Consider the following 16,644-nt stretch of genomic DNA (forward strand, 5'->3'; position numbering starts at 1 on the left):
GTGCCTCCTCTTCGCCCTGCATCGGGCGCACACTTATTCAATTCGCTCTGTTTCAGTGACAGTCTAGACAATGCGGTGTTTCAGGCTATTGACCAAAGGTCGCTGGTGACCAATCAGTTCGCTCTATGCAAACGCTGCGGCTAAGGTTTAAGGCTATACCGCAGCCGTGCGCGGCCCTATGATCGCTGGCGTTGCCGGAACACGATGACCGGCGTCTGAACAGAGAGTAACGATGGTCCAGGTATTTTCTCGAATTCGTGTGGCGCTGCTGGTGGCCGGTTGCGCGGCGCTGCTGGCCGGATGTGCGGGCAGTGTGGCGCCAGAGGTCAAGCGTTTGCCGGAGCGGGTCGAACTCAGTGGTACGTTCTATCGGGGCGACGCCCATCAGAGTGGGCCGCAAGTGTTGGCGAGCCTGTTGTCGCAGCAGGGCATCGTGACCACCCCGGGCCTGCTGGAAAAACCGCTGCACCTGCCCGGTGGCGAAGACAAGCTGCAAGAGAATATCCAGAACCTGGCCCGCGAGTACGGCATGGTGGTCTACCCGCTGGACGCCAACCTGCCGGCGCTGCTGACGCAGGTCGCGGCGGGATACCCGGTGATGGTGCGTTTCAGCGAGGGCGCGGCGTTCTGGGCGGAACCGCGTTACGCGATCCTGTCCGGCTATGACCGCAATAAACAGAAGGTGCTGCTGCGTGCCGGCATGAACCGTCGCGAACTGATGAGCTTCAGTTCCTTCGAATCGGCGCTGGAGAAGTCAGGTGGCTGGGCGATCCTGATTCAGAAACCTTCGCAGATTCCGGCGGCAGTCGACCGTGGCCGTTGGCTCAAGGCGGCCGATGAGCTGGCTCAGGCCGGTCAGGAAAACGAAGCGGCACAGGCGCGCAAGGCGCTGGCTGCGCACTGAGGCTCCGTTCGTCATTTGCCGGGCACGACTGCGCCCGGCAACCCTCCAAATCATAGAGCCCGCTTTTCGCGGGTGAACCAGGAGGCGACATGACAGATTCCCCATCACCGAAAGGCCCGCATTCTTCCGAGCATTCCTCGGGAGATGATCTGGGGTTTGATCCGGACTCGCCTGACCTCGATGATCCGCAGGTCGACCCTGTCGGCCCGGCCAAGGCGCCTCTCGATGTGGTGCCCGGCGAGGACCCGAAAAAACCTGCCAGGCCCTACGATCCCTTAGCCAATCTGAAACCTTGATGTGAGGTGCGTATGAGTACCGATTCAAGCTTCGATGACCAAAAACCGGACAGCGTGCCGACCACGCCCGAGACCGATATCGACCCGGTGCTGGACCCGGACAGCGCGCTGCGCGACCCGTTGGCCCGACCGTTGGTGGCGCCCGGACTGTTACCAGATCCGCAAAAGGGCGATGGCATCCCGGATGATGATCAGATGCCATTGCCCAATGATTGAGCAAGGCTGACCGGCGGACTGCCTTTGTAGTGAGGGAGCTTGCTCCCTCACCTCGGGCAAATCTGTCTGAAAGCGTGTTGAATTACTTCGAAGCCTCAACCACGCCGCTCTGCCGCGACTTGAGGTTTTTATCCGCTTTGTATTGCTGCGCCACTGCCGGAACGCTGGCGCTTCTGCCGGTTTCCACCCAACTGCGGATGCGGCTGGCATCGGCAAAATGGGTGTATTTGCCAAACGCGTCGAGAATCACCAGGGCGACGGGGCGATTGCCCATCTTCGTCACCAGGACCAGGCAATGACCGGCCGGGTTGGTGAAGCCGGTTTTGGTGATCTTGATGTCCCAGTCGGCTTTGTTCACCAAATGATCGGTGTTGCGAAAGCCCAGGGTGTAATTGGGTTTGCGGAACGAAACGGTCTTTTCCTTGGTGGTGGTCAGCTCGCTGAGAATCGGATGTTTGCTCGCCGCTACCAGCAGCTTGCTCAGGTCGCGGGCCGTCGAAACGTTGCGCTCCGATAGGCCGGTCGGTTCAACGTAGTGGGTGTGGGTCATGCCCAGTGCCTTGGCCTTGGCGTTCATCGCAGCAATAAACGCTGCATAACCACCGGGGTAGTGATGGGCGAGGCTGGCGGCGGCGCGGTTTTCCGAGGACATCAGGGCGATCAGCAGCATTTCGCGGCGCGGCAGTTCACTCTTGAGTTTGACTCGGGAGAACACGCCCTTCATTTCCGGCGTGTTGCTGATATCGACATTGATCCATTCGTCCATGTTCTGCCGGGCTTCGACCACTACCAAACCGGTCATCAGCTTGCTGACGGAGGCGATCGGGACGATCACGTCAGGGTTGCTGGAATAAATGACTTTATTGGTCTGCATATCCATGAGCAGGGCGCTGCCGGAGGCGATTTTTAGTGTCGAAGCGTCGCGAGGGGCAGCGGTGGTTTCCGCAGCGTTGATCGTTGGCGTGATGAATGTGCCTGTAAAAGCGAAAAACAGGCTCAGAATCGAAAGACGAATTTTCACGCGGGCGAACTCATAAAGGTTGGATATTCCGTTAGTTTGTAACGGGTTATTTCTTCAAAGCGTCGCATTCTAGGAGTATGGCTGAAGATCTGTCGATGGTTGTTTGAATGACCTGAAAAACTCGTGAAAAGGCCTGTAAAAAGAGGGGTTTCCGGCGAACGGTTAGTGTTTTTTCTCAGGCATGAAAAAACCCGCACGAGGCGGGTTTTTCAACGGTGCAAAATACGCCTCAGGCGTGCAGGGTTTCCGCTGCGTAGAGGGTGTTTTCCAGCAGGCAGGCACGAGTCATCGGGCCAACGCCGCCCGGTACTGGCGTAATCCAGCCGGCGCGGGGCAGGGCGGTGTCATACACCACGTCACCGACCAGTTTGCCGTCGTCCTGGCGGTTGATGCCGACGTCGATCACGATCGCACCTTCCTTGATCCACTCGCCCTTGACCAGGCCTGGCTTGCCGGCGGCCACGACGACCAGATCGGCACGGCCGACGTGTCCGGCCAGATCCTTGGTGAAGCGGTGCGTGACAGTGACGGTGCAACCGGCCAGCAGCAGTTCCATCGCCATCGGGCGACCGACGATGTTGGACGCGCCAACCACCACCGCATCCAGACCATAAAGGTCCACACCCGTGCTTTCCAGCAGCGTCATGATGCCTTTGGGGGTGCATGGGCGCAGCAACGGAATGCGCTGTGCCAGGCGACCGACGTTATAAGGATGGAAGCCGTCGACGTCTTTGTCCGGGCGGATGCGTTCCAGCAGTTTGGAAGCGTCCAGGTGCTCGGGCAGCGGCAGTTGCAGCAGCACGCCGTCGATTGCCGGATCGTCGTTGAGACGATCGATCAGATCGGTCAATGCTTCTTGCGTGGTTTCGGCGGGCAGGTCGTAGGCTTGAGAGAGGAAACCGACCTCTTCACAGTCTTTACGCTTGTGCGAGACATAAACCTGAGAGGCAGGATCGCTGCCGACCAGGATCACCGCGAGGCCGGGCGTGCGCAGGCCTTGCTGGCGACGCTCGGCAACACGTTGGGCGATCTGCTGGCGCAGGCTGGCGGCGATCGATTTGCCGTCGATTAGTTGTGCAGTCATTGCGCGTGATTAACCATCGAGAGGGGAAAAAATGAGAACGCATTCTCGCATGTCGAGCGATGAGGGCAAAGGCGCTTGGTCAGCAAATTCCCCTAACTCCTTTAATTAAATGAATTTTTTTCAAAAAGGATTTGACGACCTTCAGAGCGCTCTATACTATTCGTCGCACTTGTCGGGCACAGCCTAGCACTGGTTAAGAAGGTGGAGCGGAATTACGATTCTGTGACACTGGAAAGCACTTAGTTTGTAGTCCTTTAAGAGTACAGATTAATAAGGCGCCCGTAGCTCAGCTGGATAGAGCATCCGCCTTCTAAGCGGATGGTCGCAGGTTCGAGTCCTGCCGGGTGCGCCATTAGGCAGCTTTGGCACAAGTAACGCGATATGGTGGGCGTAGCTCAGTTGGTAGAGCACGGGATTGTGACTCCCGTTGTCGTGGGTTCGATCCCCATCGTCCACCCCATATTTCGAAAGGCGCCGGATGTAACAGTCTGGCGCCTTTGCTTTAAAAGCTTCATCTGCGGATGTGGTGGAATTGGTAGACACACTGGATTTAGGTTCCAGCGCCGCGAGGCGTAAGAGTTCGAGTCTCTTCATCCGCACCAATTAAAGCTTCATTCATGCCTTGTGCCGGGTGAGGTTTCAACAAAGAAGTTATTTGGCTTTTTTGTTACGCAATATGGTGGGCGTAGCTCAGTTGGTAGAGCACGGGATTGTGACTCCCGTTGTCGTGGGTTCGATCCCCATCGTCCACCCCATATTTCGAAAGGCGCCAGATTTAACAGTCTGGCGCCTTTTTTTGTTTTAGCGGTTTGGAAATCCGGCGATTGCCGGTTTCAGGTCGCAGGAGCAGGGCAGTTCGTCGTATTTGTGCACCTCGACGACGCTGCGCTGCTTGCCGGTCCTGCTTGCGGGAGCGGTCGTCAGGGAGTGATTGGCAGTCTCTTCTATATATAGAAGAGGTTGGCGCAGAGCCCTGGCGTGATTGGTTGTATTCGCCTGTGGGGCGCGCTGTATTCGTGCGGCGGTCCCGATAAATTGCCTGCTGTTTTTTTACCCGTTTTCAGTAGGGTGACTTCTTGAGTTTGACCCACTAGAATGCATGCCCTTGATTCTGGGGTCGGAAACGGCCGGCTAACGTCTGTGCAACGAGGAATATCCATGCAAGTTTCTGTTGAAAATACTACTGCTCTCGAGCGCCGCATGAGCGTCACCGTGCCGGCTGAGCGCATCGAGACTCAGGTCAACAAGCGTCTGCAGCAGACCGCCCAAAAGGCCAAGATTGCTGGCTTCCGTCCAGGCAAAGTGCCAATGAGCGAAATCAAGCGCCGTTTCGGTGCCGATGCTCGCCAGGAAGCTGTAGGCGACGTGATCCAGTCCTCCTTTTACGAAGCTGTGGTTGAGCAGAAGCTGAACCCGGCGGGTTCGCCGTCGATCGAGCCGAAGTCGCTCGAAGCTGGCAAAGACCTGGAATACGTAGCCGTATTCGAAGTGTTCCCTGAGTTCACCGTTGCCGGTTTCGAAGGCATCACCGTTGAGCGCCTGAGCGCTGACGTGGCTGACGCTGACCTGGACAAAATGCTCGACATCCTGCGCAAGCAGAACACCCGTTTCGAAGTGGCCGATCGTGCTGCCCAGAACGAAGATCAGCTGAACATCGATTTCGTTGGCAAGGTTGACGGCGAAGCATTCGCTGGCGGCTCCGCCAAAGGCACTCAGCTGGTGCTGGGTTCCGGTCGCATGATCCCTGGCTTCGAAGAAGGCCTGGTTGGCGCTAAAGCCGGTGAAGAGCGCGTTCTGAACCTGACCTTCCCAGAGGACTATCAGAACCTGGACCTGGCTGGCAAAACCGCCGAGTTCACCGTGACGGTCAACACCGTTTCCGAGCCAAAACTGCCAGAGCTGAACGAAGAGTTCTTCGCTCAATTCGGCATCAAGGAAAGCGGCATCGACGGTTTCCGCACCGAAGTTCGCAAGAACATGGAGCGTGAACTGCGTCAGGCGATCAAGTCCAAGGTCAAGAATCAGGTCATGGACGGTCTGCTGGCCACCAACCCGATCGAAGTGCCAAAGGCGCTGCTGTCCAACGAAGTTGACCGTCTGCGCGTGCAGGCTGTTCAGCAGTTCGGTGGCAACATCAAGCCTGACCAACTGCCGGCCGAGCTGTTCGAAGAGCAAGCCAAGCGCCGCGTCGTGCTGGGCCTGATCGTGGCTGAAGTGGTCAAGCAGTTCGACCTGAAGCCTGACGAAGCTCGTGTTCGTGACATGATTCAGGAAATGGCTTCGGCTTATCAAGAGCCTGAGCAGGTCGTGTCCTGGTACTACAAGAACGAGCAGCAACTGAACGAAGTGCGTTCGGTTGTGCTGGAAGAACAAGTTGTGGATACTGTTCTGCAGAAAGCTAGCGTGACCGACAAATCGGTCTCTTACGAAGAAGCGGTCAAGCCGGTAGAAGCTCCAAAAGCCGACTGATTGTTTTTGCGTTAGAAGTGCACACCATAAGCCAGCTCTCGAGCTGGCTTATGCGTATTCAAGACATAACTATTTGGGAGTGACTGCAGAGCATGTTCCGTAATTCGTATATTCAGCAGAACTCTGATATCCAGGCCGCAGGCGGCCTGGTCCCGATGGTTGTCGAGCAATCTGCTCGTGGCGAGCGCGCCTATGACATCTACTCGCGCCTTCTGAAGGAGCGTGTAATCTTTCTGGTGGGTCCTGTAGAGGACTACATGGCCAACCTGATCTGTGCGCAATTGCTGTTCCTTGAAGCGGAAAACCCGGACAAGGACATCCATCTCTATATCAACTCCCCGGGCGGTTCGGTGACAGCGGGCATGTCGATCTACGACACCATGCAGTTCATCAAACCCAACGTATCGACCACTTGCATCGGTCAGGCCTGCAGCATGGGCGCGTTCCTGCTGACAGCCGGTGCGCCGGGCAAGCGTTTCTGCCTGCCAAACTCGCGCGTGATGATTCACCAGCCACTGGGCGGTTTCCAGGGCCAGGCGTCGGACATCGAAATCCATGCCAAGGAAATCCTCTTCATCCGCGAGCGTCTGAACACGCTGATGGCCAAGCACAGCGGCCGTACTCTGGAAGAAATCGAGCGCGATACCAATCGCGACAACTTCATGAGTGCAGAAGCTGCGAAGGAATACGGTCTGATCGATGAAGTGATCAATCAGCGTCCAGCTTAAAAATAAGCAGCTCAAAACAGGCTTGGTCGGCTGGTCTGATCACCAGCGGGCTTGAAAAAGCCCGCAATAGCCTTCATCTTGTGTTGCAAGCCTATCGGATTTGGATCGAACGAATGACTGACACCCGCAACGGCGAGGACAACGGCAAGCTGCTCTATTGCTCCTTCTGTGGCAAAAGCCAGCATGAAGTGCGCAAATTGATTGCCGGCCCCTCGGTCTTTATCTGCGACGAGTGCGTCGACCTGTGCAATGACATCATCCGCGAGGAGGTGCAGGAAGCCCAGGCCGAAAGCAGCGCGCATAAATTGCCTTCGCCTAAAGAAATCAGCGGCATCCTTGACCAGTACGTCATTGGTCAGGAGCGTGCAAAAAAGGTTTTGGCCGTAGCGGTGTACAACCACTACAAGCGCCTGAATCAGCGTGACAAAAAGGCTGACGACGTCGAACTCGGCAAGAGCAACATCCTGCTGATCGGCCCGACTGGCTCGGGTAAGACCCTGCTGGCCGAAACGCTGGCCCGCTTGCTGAACGTTCCGTTCACCATCGCCGACGCAACCACCCTCACCGAGGCCGGTTACGTAGGTGAAGATGTCGAGAACATCATTCAGAAGCTGTTGCAGAAATGTGACTACGATGTAGAAAAAGCCCAGATGGGCATTGTCTACATCGACGAAATCGACAAGATTTCCCGCAAGTCCGACAACCCGTCGATCACCCGCGATGTTTCCGGTGAAGGCGTGCAGCAGGCCTTGCTCAAGTTGATCGAAGGCACGGTCGCTTCCGTTCCGCCGCAAGGTGGCCGCAAGCATCCGCAGCAGGAATTCCTGCAGGTCGACACCCGTAACATCCTGTTCATCTGCGGTGGTGCGTTCTCGGGTCTCGAGAAGGTTATCCAGAACCGTTCCACCAAGGGTGGCATCGGTTTCAACGCAGAAGTGCGCAGCAAGGAAGAAGGCAAGAAAGTCGGTGAATCCCTGCGTGAAGTCGAGCCTGACGATCTGGTCAAGTTCGGTCTGATCCCGGAGTTCGTCGGTCGTCTGCCGGTTCTTGCAACGCTCGACGAGCTCGACGAGGCTGCGCTGATGCAGATTCTCACCGAGCCGAAAAATGCTCTGACCAAACAGTATGCCAAGCTGTTCGAGATGGAGGGCGTGGATCTGGAATTCCGGACCGACGCACTGAAATCGGTCGCCAAGCGAGCCCTGGAGCGTAAAACCGGTGCCCGTGGCCTGCGTTCGATTCTCGAAGGTGTACTGCTCGACACGATGTATGAAATCCCCTCGCAGTCCGAGGTGAGCAAAGTCGTGATCGATGAAAGCGTCATCGAAGGCAAGTCCAAGCCACTGTATATCTACGAAAACAGTGAGCCGACGGCCAAGGCAGCGCCGGACGCCTAAGCGTCCACTCTGCTGCAATAAGGAAGGGGCCTTCGGGCCTCTTTTTTTTATGTTGTTTTTTACATCCGCTTTGCGCTTGTTTTTTTTCAAGGCAGACCCCATCTTGGTTTCAAGCTTAATTCCATCTGATTACGGCCATATGGCCGCCGTAGAGGCGAAATCATGAAGACAACCATCGAATTGCCTCTCCTGCCATTGCGTGATGTCGTGGTGTATCCGCACATGGTTATCCCGCTGTTCGTGGGGCGCGAGAAATCCATCGAAGCTCTCGAGGCAGCGATGACGGGCGACAAGCAGATCCTCCTGCTGGCCCAGAGAAATCCGGCTGATGACGATCCCGGTGAAGATGCTCTCTATCGCGTAGGTACCATTGCCACTGTTTTGCAGCTGCTCAAGCTGCCTGACGGCACCGTCAAGGTGCTGGTCGAAGGTGAGCAGCGCGGTACCGTTGAACGCTTCAGCGTGATTGACGGGCATTGCCGTGCCGAAGTCTCGCTGATCGAAGAAGTCGATGCCGCCGAGCGCGAATCCGAAGTGTTCGTGCGCACGCTGCTGTCGCAGTTCGAACAATATGTGCAGTTGGGCAAGAAAGTCCCGGCTGAAGTCCTGTCGTCGCTCAACAGCATTGATGAGCCGGGTCGCCTGGTCGACACCATGGCGGCGCACATGGCGCTGAAAATCGAGCAGAAGCAGGAAATCCTCGAAATCATCGATTTGTCGGCCCGGGTCGAGCACGTTCTGGCCTTGCTGGACGCCGAGATCGACCTGCTGCAAGTCGAAAAACGCATTCGTGGTCGCGTCAAAAAGCAGATGGAGCGCAGTCAGCGCGAGTACTACCTGAATGAGCAGATGAAGGCCATTCAGAAAGAGCTGGGCGACAGCGACGAAGGCCACAACGAGATCGAAGACCTGAAAAAGCGTATCGACGCTGCCGGTCTGCCGAAAGACGCGTTGGCCAAGGCCACTGCGGAGCTGAACAAACTCAAACAGATGTCGCCGATGTCCGCAGAAGCCACCGTGGTGCGCTCCTACATCGACTGGCTGGTGCAAGTGCCGTGGAAGGCGCAGAGCAAGGTGCGCCTTGACCTGGCGCGCGCAGAAGACATTCTCGATGCCGATCACTACGGTCTGGAAGAGGTCAAGGAGCGTATCCTTGAGTACCTCGCCGTGCAGAAGCGCGTGAAGAAGATCCGTGGTCCGGTGTTGTGCCTGGTCGGTCCTCCGGGCGTGGGTAAAACCTCGTTGGCCGAGTCGATCGCTCATGCTACCAACCGTAAATTCGTGCGGATGGCCCTGGGTGGCGTGCGTGACGAAGCGGAAATTCGTGGTCACCGCCGGACTTACATCGGTTCGATGCCAGGAAGATTGATTCAAAAGATGACAAAAGTGGGCGTGCGCAACCCGCTGTTCCTGCTCGATGAAATCGACAAAATGGGCAGTGACATGCGTGGCGATCCGGCGTCGGCGCTGCTGGAAGTGCTCGATCCGGAGCAGAACCACAACTTCAACGATCACTATCTTGAAGTCGATTACGATTTGTCGGACGTGATGTTCCTGTGCACCTCGAACTCGATGAACATTCCGCCGGCATTGCTGGACCGGATGGAAGTCATTCGCCTGCCGGGCTACACCGAAGACGAAAAGATCAACATTGCTGTCAAATACCTCTCGCCAAAACAGATCGCTGCCAATGGTCTGAAGAAGGGCGAGCTGGAATTCGACGAAGAAGCGATCCGCGACATCATCCGTTACTACACCCGTGAAGCCGGTGTGCGGGGCCTCGAACGTCAGATCGCCAAGGTCTGCCGCAAGGCCGTGAAAGAACACGCGCTGGAAAAACGCTTCTCGGTGAAAGTGACAGCTGATCTGCTGGAACACTTCCTCGGTGTGCGCAAGTTCCGCTACGGTCTGGCCGAGCAACAGGATCAGATCGGACAGGTGACGGGCCTCGCCTGGACTCAGGTTGGCGGCGAATTGCTGACCATCGAAGCCGCAGTCGTACCGGGCAAGGGTCAGTTGATCAAGACCGGTTCGCTGGGCGATGTGATGGTCGAATCGATCACAGCAGCGCTCACCGTTGTCCGCAGCCGTGCCAAGAGCCTGGGCATTCCCCTGGACTTCCACGAGAAGCGCGACACGCACATTCACATGCCGGAAGGGGCGACCCCGAAAGACGGTCCTAGCGCCGGTGTAGGCATGTGCACGGCGCTGGTGTCGGCATTGACCGGCATTCCGGTGCGCGCCGATGTGGCCATGACGGGTGAAATCACTTTGCGTGGTCAGGTACTGGCAATCGGTGGCCTGAAGGAAAAACTGCTCGCGGCTCACCGCGGCGGAATCAAGATTGTGATTATTCCGGAAGAGAACGTGCGTGATCTGAAGGAGATTCCTGACAATATCAAGCAGGATCTGCAGATTAAACCGGTTAAATGGATTGACGAGGTCCTGCAAATTGCGCTGCAATACGCGCCGGAGCCCTTGCCGGATGTGGCTCCGGAGATAGTTGCCAAGGACGAAAAACGTGAGTCTGACTCTAAGGAAAGAATTAGCACGCATTAATACGTTTTTGCCTGGGGGGCTTCCTTGACAGCTTTTTAGAGCCCTTGTTATAAAGCGGCTCTTAAGTGTCTGTAGGCCATTCAGCACTCGTTTTTGCTTTCACCAAAAAACTTAGAATCATCTCAAAATAGATATAAGGGGACTTAGAGTGAACAAGTCGGAACTGATTGATGCTATCGCTGCATCCGCTGATATCCCGAAAGCTGCTGCTGGCCGTGCGCTGGACGCTGTAATCGAATCCGTCACTGGCGCTCTGAAGGCTGGCGACTCCGTTGTTCTGGTTGGTTTCGGTACGTTCTCCGTGACTGATCGCCCGGCTCGTACCGGTCGTAACCCACAGACTGGCAAGACTCTGGAAATCCCGGCTGCCAAGAAGCCTGGTTTCAAAGCCGGTAAAGCTCTGAAAGAAGCTGTTAACTAAGTTTCAGGTTTTTACCCATCCGGGTCGGGGTCATGCCTGACTTGGCAGCGGAGCGGTAGAGCAGGTAGCTGATGCAGCTGCCTGTAACGCCGGGATCGAGGGTTCGAGCCCTGTCCGCTCCGCCAGTTACGAGAAGGCGCATCCTCGGATGCGCCTTTCTTCTATCCGGATTCTACCCACGCTCCACGGTTGCCTAATTTTGAAGTTCAACCGTTTCTGGGGGACGCATGCTGCAGAATATCAGGGACAATTCACAAGGCTGGATTGCCAAGACCATTATCGGGGTCATCGTTGCACTGATGGCTCTGACCGGTTTCGACGCCATTTTCCAGGCCACGACTCACAAGAATGAGGCGGCCAAGGTCAACGGTGAAGAAATTAGCCAGAACGAGCTGAGCCAGGCCGTTGATATGCAACGCCGTCAGCTGATGCAACAGCTGGGCAAGGATTTCGACGCTTCGCTGCTCGACGAAAAAATGCTCCGTGAATCGGCCCTCAAGGGTCTGATTGATCGCAAGCTGTTGCTGCAAGGCGCCGAACAGTCGAAATTCGCTTTCTCCGAAGGCGCACTGGATCAAGTGATCCTGCAGACACCTGAGTTTCAGGTGGATGGCAAGTTCAGTTCCGAGCGTTTCGACCAGGTGATCCGTCAACTGGGTTACAGCCGTATGCAATTCCGCCAGATGCTGGCCCAGGAAATGCTGATCGGCCAACTGCGCGCCGGTGTGGCGGGTAGTGGTTTTGTCACCGACGCGCAAGTGCAGGCATTCGCTCGTCTGGAAAAACAGACCCGCGATTTCGCCACGCTGAACGTCAAGGCCGATCCGGCGGCGGTCAAACTGACCGACGACGAGGTCAAGGCTTACTACGACGAGCACGCCAAGGAATTCATGACCCCGGATCAAGTGGTCATTGATTACCTGGAGCTGAAGAAGTCCTCGTTCTTCGATCAGGTTGCCGTCAAGGACGAAGACCTGCAGGCCGCGTATCAGAAAGAGATCGCCAACCTGTCGGAACAGCGTCGTGCGGCGCACATCCTGATCGAAGTCAACGACAAGACCACCGAAGCTCAAGCCAAGGCGAAAATCGAAGAAGTCCAGGCGCGTCTGGCCAAGGGCGAGAAGTTCGAAGCATTGGCCAAGGAGTTCTCGCAGGATCCGGGTTCGGCCAACAATGGCGGCGACCTGGGTTACGCAGGTCCTGGCGTGTACGACCCGGCTTTCGAAAAAGCCTTGTACTCGCTGGCCAAGGATCAGGTGTCCGGTCCGGTTCGCACCGACTTCGGCTACCACTTGATCAAGCTGCTGGGCGTTGAAGCGCCGGAAGTGCCGACCCTGGCCAGCCTGAAAGACAAGCTGACTCGCGAGCTGAAAGCTTCGCAGGTCGAGCAGCGTTTCGTCGAGGCGACCAAACAACTGGAAGACTCCGCATTCGAAGCATCCGATCTGGCCCAGCCAGCGGCGGATCTGAAGCTGACCGTGCACACCTCCAAGCCGTTTGGCCGTGAAGGTGGCGAAGGTGTTGCGGCCAACCGTGCCGTGGTCACTGCAGCCTTCAGCACCGAAGTGATCGATGAAGGCGCCAACAGCACCGCCATCGAACTCGATCCGGAAACCGTGATCGTCCTGCGTGCCAAGGAACACTTGAAGCCTGCTCAACTGCCGCTGGAAAGCGTCGCTGCGGCCATCCGCACTCAGTTGACCAAAGAGCACGCCAGTGCGGCTGCCAAGACCAAGGCCGAGAAGCTGATTGCTGATCTGCGTGAGGGCAAGGCGCCGCTGGACAAGGCGGTTGACGGTCAGAGCTGGAAAGCCACCACTGCGGCCACTCGTGCGCAAGAGGGTGTTGATCCTGCGGTGCTGCAGGCGCTGTTCCGTATGCCGAAGCCGGCTGCCAAGGACAAGCCGACGTTCAGCAGTGTGACGCTGTCGGATGGCAGCCTCGTGATCGTGCGCCTGAACGGCGTTAACGAAGCGGCTGCGCCGACGGATGAAGAGAAGGCGCAGTATCGTCGCTTCCTGGCTTCCCGTGAGGGGCAGCAGGACTTTGCGGCGTATCGCAAGCAGTTGGAGAGTCAGGCGGATATCAAGCGGTTCTGATGTTTGTTTGAGCTGTTATGAGAAAGCCCCGGCTCGTTGGTCGGGGCTTTTTTTTGGGCTGTGAATCGTGGCGGCCTATGGGCCGGCCATGCTTTGGGTGGGTTGTGTGTATATCCGTTGGTGCGGGTGTTGCTGATTAGGGTTCCGCCCTTACGGCGGGTCACTTTTTCCAGACGCCGAAAAAGTAACCAAAAAGGCTTTACCCTGACGTTCGGCCCTCGCCGTGGCTCGGGTCCCTTCGCTCCGGGATTGATCCGGGCGCATCGCCTCCGGTTTGCTTCGCTGCACCTCCTCTCGATGTGTTTGGCTGCGCCAAACGGTCGCTACGCTCCCGCCCCCGGCTAAATCCCTCCACTCAGCCTGCCGACGGGCCCTCAGATCAAAAGCGGTACTCGAGCTAACGCTCATCGTGTTGAGTGGTGAGAAGCAAGGGCTGTGTGCTGCCTTTGCTTTTCTGTGGGAGCTGGCTTGCCAGCGATGGCGGCCTGACAGCCGACCAAGCTCCTGCAGACTGCACGCGATCCACTTGTAGGAGTGAGCCTGCTCGCGATGGCGGCCTGCCAGCCGACCAATCCCTAACAGACTGCACTCAATCCCTGTGGGAGCTGGCTTGCCAGCGATGGCGGCCTGACAGCCGACCAAGCTCTTGCAGACTGCACGCGATCCACCTGTAGGAGTGAGCCTGCTCGCGATGGCGGCCTGCCAGCCGACCAATCCCTAACAGAATGCACTCAACCCCTGTGGGAGCTGGCTTGCCAGCGATGGCGGCCTGAAAGCCTACCAAGCTCTAGGGCGCAATACCGAAGCGAGGCCAACTCCATCGAAGCCGTCAGTCATGCGGCGCTGGCCGGGATCATCTGCCTGCCGGACTTCATGACCCACGAGGATGGGGCGCACGGTCGGCTAAAGCGGGCGCTGGATGCGCATCTGCAGCATGTCGGTCAGTTCTGGGTATTGTGGCAGTCCAGTCGTCATGCCTGCGCCAAATTGCGCGTCTTCATTGATCACTTGTCGTTGCGACTTTTCCCGGCAAACGATGGTCAATAGGGTTGTAACGGCTTTAAGACACAATCCATGCGCCGCAGGGCCAAGTTCTGTTGCACAATATGCCCCGGACTGTTTTCCCTCAGGATGTTCAATGTTGATTTCAACTCCCATGCGTGTCGTTGGGTTGGCGCTGTTGTTGACCGCTGTCGCTGGCTGTTCGAAGGACAAGCCGATGTATGAGCATGAGAACTTCGATGATTCCGGCACGTTCTCGCGCAATTATCCGGTGGCTGACACCGCGAGTTGCGAGGCGGCCCGTCGCGCGTTGCTCAGCCAGGGCTACATCATCACCAGCAGTGACCCGAAACTGATCAGTGGCCACAAAAGCTTCCAGCAAACCGGTGAAACCCACATGGAGATCAGCTTCAACGTGGTGTGTACCGAAGACGGCAGTTCCAAACATCATGCCACGATGTTCGCGAATGCCTTGCAGGACCGCTACGCACTGAAGAAAACCAACAATTCCGCCAGCCTCGGGGTTGGCGTGTTGGGTTCGGTGTCGATGCCGATCGGCTCATCGGACGATTCGATGGTCAAGGTCGCCAGCGAAACCGTGACTTCGCAAAAGTTCTATGAGCGTTTCTTTACCCTGGTGGAACTGTTCCTGCCGGCGGATGCGAAGAAAGCCGCACATATCGAAGAAAAGCCCAAGACTGATCTGGGAATGCCGGAGCCGAAGCCCGCCGCAGTCGCGCCGGCAACACCGGCACCGGCGGTAGAGGCGGCGCCCGCGCCGCCGCCGGCGGGGATTGTCGAGCCAGCACAGAGCATGACGCCGGCAGCCCCTGCCGCGACTCCAGCGCCCGCTTCGGTGTCACCGACGCCAATAGGCTCCGAGCCGGTCGTGCCGCCGGTCGAGTCCGCGCCGATCACCCCGGCACCGAGCGCAGAGCCTGCGCCGGCCACCGACACGATCACGCCGCCGGCGAACCCGAGCAATATCCCGCCGCCGTCCGAGCCGATTCCGGCGCTGCAGTAAACGCAGACGGCCCTTTGTGGGCGTGAGCCTGGTTGCGAAGACGGAGTATCAGTCGACATTCATGTTGTCTGGTTCACCGCTTCGCGAGCAGGCTCGCTTCCCCATCAGTTTGCGGCGTACTCAAATCTCGTTACATTCCCCCGACAAAAATCCCGCGATAAATTCCTGACCGCCTGCTACGTTTTATTCATGAAGGCCGGGTTTCACTTTTCCTTCATACGGGCACGTTATGCTCGAGGCACTGGTTATTTGACCGGGCCCATTCAAGAGACCAGCAGGGGGATTGCACGATGGACGACTATCAAGAAGAGCTGCTCGAGTTTCAGGCCTTTGAACTGGATCAGCCAGAGGCCGCCGAAGACGCCACCGAGCTTTAAGGCTTCAAGCCGTTTTGCGGTGACTGCGGCGGAATTCGCCCGGGGTCTGACCGCTCCAGCGTTTGAATGCGCGCTGGAAGGCTTCGGCTGAGGCGAACCCGAGCAGGTAGGCGATCTCGCCGAAGGCCAGTTCGGTATCGCGGATGTAGGTCATCGCCAGATCACGGCGAGTGTCATTGAGGATTGCGCGAAACTGCGTGCCTTCCTCGGCGAGTTTGCGCCGCAACGTCCAGGTCGGCAGCTTCAGGCGTGCCGCCACTTCTTCCAGGTCCGGTTCGCGACCACCATTGAGCAATGGCCCCAGTAATTGCGTGATGCGTTCGCGCAGGCTGCGGGTGCGCGTCAACTGCTCCAGTTCCCGTTCGCACAAAGCGAGTAAATGCTTCCAGGTGCTGGGGCAGTGCTCGGGATTGCGCTGGGCCAGGCTGCTCAGGCTCAGGCGCAGTTGGTTGCGCTCGGTACCGAACTGAATCGGGCAATCACCCAGTACGGCGTAGGCTTCGCGGTAATCCGGTTCGTCGAATTCAATCTCGATGCGCTCCGCCGGCAACGTTTGCCGGCTGACACTGGACAACTGATGCAGCCACCCGGCGATGATCGAATCCACCACGAACCGGTTGTAGGCGTTGTACGGGCTGATCGAATAGAAACGCAGCCAGGCGCCATGGGCGTCTTCGTGGAAGCTTGACTGGCCACGATAGTTGGAACCGTACAGCGGTTCAAAACGAGTCAGGCAACGGGCGGCCTCGCGCACGGTCGGGGCTTGAGCGGCAGTCACCCCGGCCAGTCCGGCCTGGCTCAAGCGACTGAGCTGGCCCATGCGCAGACCGAGTGCGGGTTCGCCGGTCAACTGAATCGCCGCGTGGCCCAGGCGCATGTAACGCGGTATGGATAAACGCGCCCCGGCCTCGGCCAGGCGGGCGGCATCCAATCCATATTGCTCCAATAAGGGCTGCGGATCGACACCGTGACTGTGCACCGCGTCGGCGAGGCTGTGCACGAAGCCTACCGACAGATCGCCCAGACGCATCGGCAGCGGCTTCATGG

General features: G+C 57.6%; 14 protein-coding genes and 4 tRNA genes. 15 read left to right on the forward strand and 3 right to left on the reverse strand.

Annotated features, from left to right (window positions below):
- Positions 1-232: 232 nt before the first annotated feature.
- From PseuLF5_RS17520 to PseuLF5_RS17530, 3 genes are all read left to right on the forward strand, one after another.
- Positions 233-904 carry a peptidase C39 family protein gene (locus PseuLF5_RS17520; RefSeq protein WP_222832515.1) on the forward strand — a complete coding sequence of 224 codons (672 nt, stop codon included), beginning with the start codon at positions 233-235 and terminating at the stop codon, positions 902-904.
- Between the two features lie 89 nt (positions 905-993).
- On the forward strand, positions 994-1,200 hold the full coding sequence (locus PseuLF5_RS17525) for a DUF6021 family protein (RefSeq protein WP_123462308.1): 207 nt from the start codon (positions 994-996) through the stop codon (positions 1,198-1,200).
- Positions 1,201-1,212: 12 nt separating this feature from the next.
- Positions 1,213-1,416 (forward strand): hypothetical protein, encoded by a 204-nt coding sequence (locus PseuLF5_RS17530; RefSeq protein WP_123462309.1) that lies wholly within the window; start codon positions 1,213-1,215, stop codon positions 1,414-1,416.
- An 82-nt stretch (positions 1,417-1,498) separates the two neighbouring features.
- Here PseuLF5_RS17530 and pbpG read toward each other — a convergent pair whose 3' ends face one another.
- Complete coding sequence (pbpG, locus tag PseuLF5_RS17535; protein WP_123462310.1) at positions 1,499-2,437, reverse strand: D-alanyl-D-alanine endopeptidase; 939 nt, start codon at positions 2,435-2,437, stop codon at positions 1,499-1,501.
- A gap of 229 nt (positions 2,438-2,666) precedes the next feature.
- Positions 2,667-3,521: a bifunctional methylenetetrahydrofolate dehydrogenase/methenyltetrahydrofolate cyclohydrolase FolD gene (gene folD / locus PseuLF5_RS17540; protein WP_123462311.1), complete on the reverse strand. Its 855-nt coding sequence runs from the start codon at positions 3,519-3,521 to the stop codon at positions 2,667-2,669.
- Between the two features lie 275 nt (positions 3,522-3,796).
- On the opposite strand from folD, the gene PseuLF5_RS17545 reads away from it, so the two are divergent.
- The 12 genes from PseuLF5_RS17545 to PseuLF5_RS17600 all read left to right on the forward strand — a co-directional run bounded on the left by PseuLF5_RS17545 (position 3,797) and on the right by PseuLF5_RS17600 (position 15,220).
- Positions 3,797-3,873, forward strand: a tRNA-Arg gene (locus tag PseuLF5_RS17545).
- A 32-nt stretch (positions 3,874-3,905) separates the two neighbouring features.
- Positions 3,906-3,981, forward strand: a tRNA-His gene (locus PseuLF5_RS17550).
- 57 nt (positions 3,982-4,038) lie between these two features.
- A tRNA-Leu gene (locus PseuLF5_RS17555) sits at positions 4,039-4,123 on the forward strand.
- A 77-nt stretch (positions 4,124-4,200) separates the two neighbouring features.
- Positions 4,201-4,276 (forward strand) — tRNA-His (locus tag PseuLF5_RS17560).
- A gap of 403 nt (positions 4,277-4,679) precedes the next feature.
- On the forward strand, positions 4,680-5,990 hold the full coding sequence (tig, locus tag PseuLF5_RS17565; RefSeq protein ID WP_123462312.1) for a trigger factor: 1,311 nt from the start codon (positions 4,680-4,682) through the stop codon (positions 5,988-5,990).
- Between the two features lie 92 nt (positions 5,991-6,082).
- Positions 6,083-6,718, forward strand: coding sequence for an ATP-dependent Clp endopeptidase proteolytic subunit ClpP (gene clpP / locus PseuLF5_RS17570; RefSeq protein ID WP_007951559.1), 636 nt, complete (start codon positions 6,083-6,085; stop codon positions 6,716-6,718).
- Between the two features lie 113 nt (positions 6,719-6,831).
- On the forward strand, positions 6,832-8,115 hold the full coding sequence (clpX, locus tag PseuLF5_RS17575) for an ATP-dependent Clp protease ATP-binding subunit ClpX (RefSeq protein ID WP_003223632.1): 1,284 nt from the start codon (positions 6,832-6,834) through the stop codon (positions 8,113-8,115).
- Positions 8,116-8,277: 162 nt separating this feature from the next.
- Entirely contained in the window at positions 8,278-10,674 is a 2,397-nt protein-coding gene (gene lon, locus PseuLF5_RS17580) for an endopeptidase La (RefSeq protein ID WP_123462313.1), read from the forward strand.
- A gap of 148 nt (positions 10,675-10,822) precedes the next feature.
- Positions 10,823-11,095 (forward strand): HU family DNA-binding protein, encoded by a 273-nt coding sequence (locus PseuLF5_RS17585; RefSeq protein ID WP_003183171.1) that lies wholly within the window; start codon positions 10,823-10,825, stop codon positions 11,093-11,095.
- A 227-nt stretch (positions 11,096-11,322) separates the two neighbouring features.
- The gene (locus PseuLF5_RS17590) at positions 11,323-13,194 is read left to right on the forward strand and encodes a SurA N-terminal domain-containing protein (RefSeq protein ID WP_340134146.1); all 1,872 of its coding nucleotides are present in this window, start codon (positions 11,323-11,325) and stop codon (positions 13,192-13,194) included.
- A gap of 843 nt (positions 13,195-14,037) precedes the next feature.
- Positions 14,038-14,241, forward strand: coding sequence for a LysR substrate-binding domain-containing protein (locus tag PseuLF5_RS17595; RefSeq protein WP_445262421.1), 204 nt, complete (start codon positions 14,038-14,040; stop codon positions 14,239-14,241).
- A 91-nt stretch (positions 14,242-14,332) separates the two neighbouring features.
- Positions 14,333-15,220 (forward strand): DUF2242 domain-containing protein, encoded by an 888-nt coding sequence (locus PseuLF5_RS17600; protein ID WP_267805331.1) that lies wholly within the window; start codon positions 14,333-14,335, stop codon positions 15,218-15,220.
- Positions 15,221-15,601: 381 nt separating this feature from the next.
- On the opposite strand, the gene PseuLF5_RS17605 is transcribed toward PseuLF5_RS17600, so the two are convergent.
- Entirely contained in the window at positions 15,602-16,642 is a 1,041-nt protein-coding gene (locus PseuLF5_RS17605) for an AraC family transcriptional regulator (RefSeq protein ID WP_340134147.1), read from the reverse strand.
- Positions 16,643-16,644: the final 2 nt, after the last annotated feature.

This window comes from Pseudomonas sp. LF-5 (assembly GCF_037626295.1).
Taxonomy (GTDB): domain Bacteria; phylum Pseudomonadota; class Gammaproteobacteria; order Pseudomonadales; family Pseudomonadaceae; genus Aquipseudomonas; species Aquipseudomonas monsensis.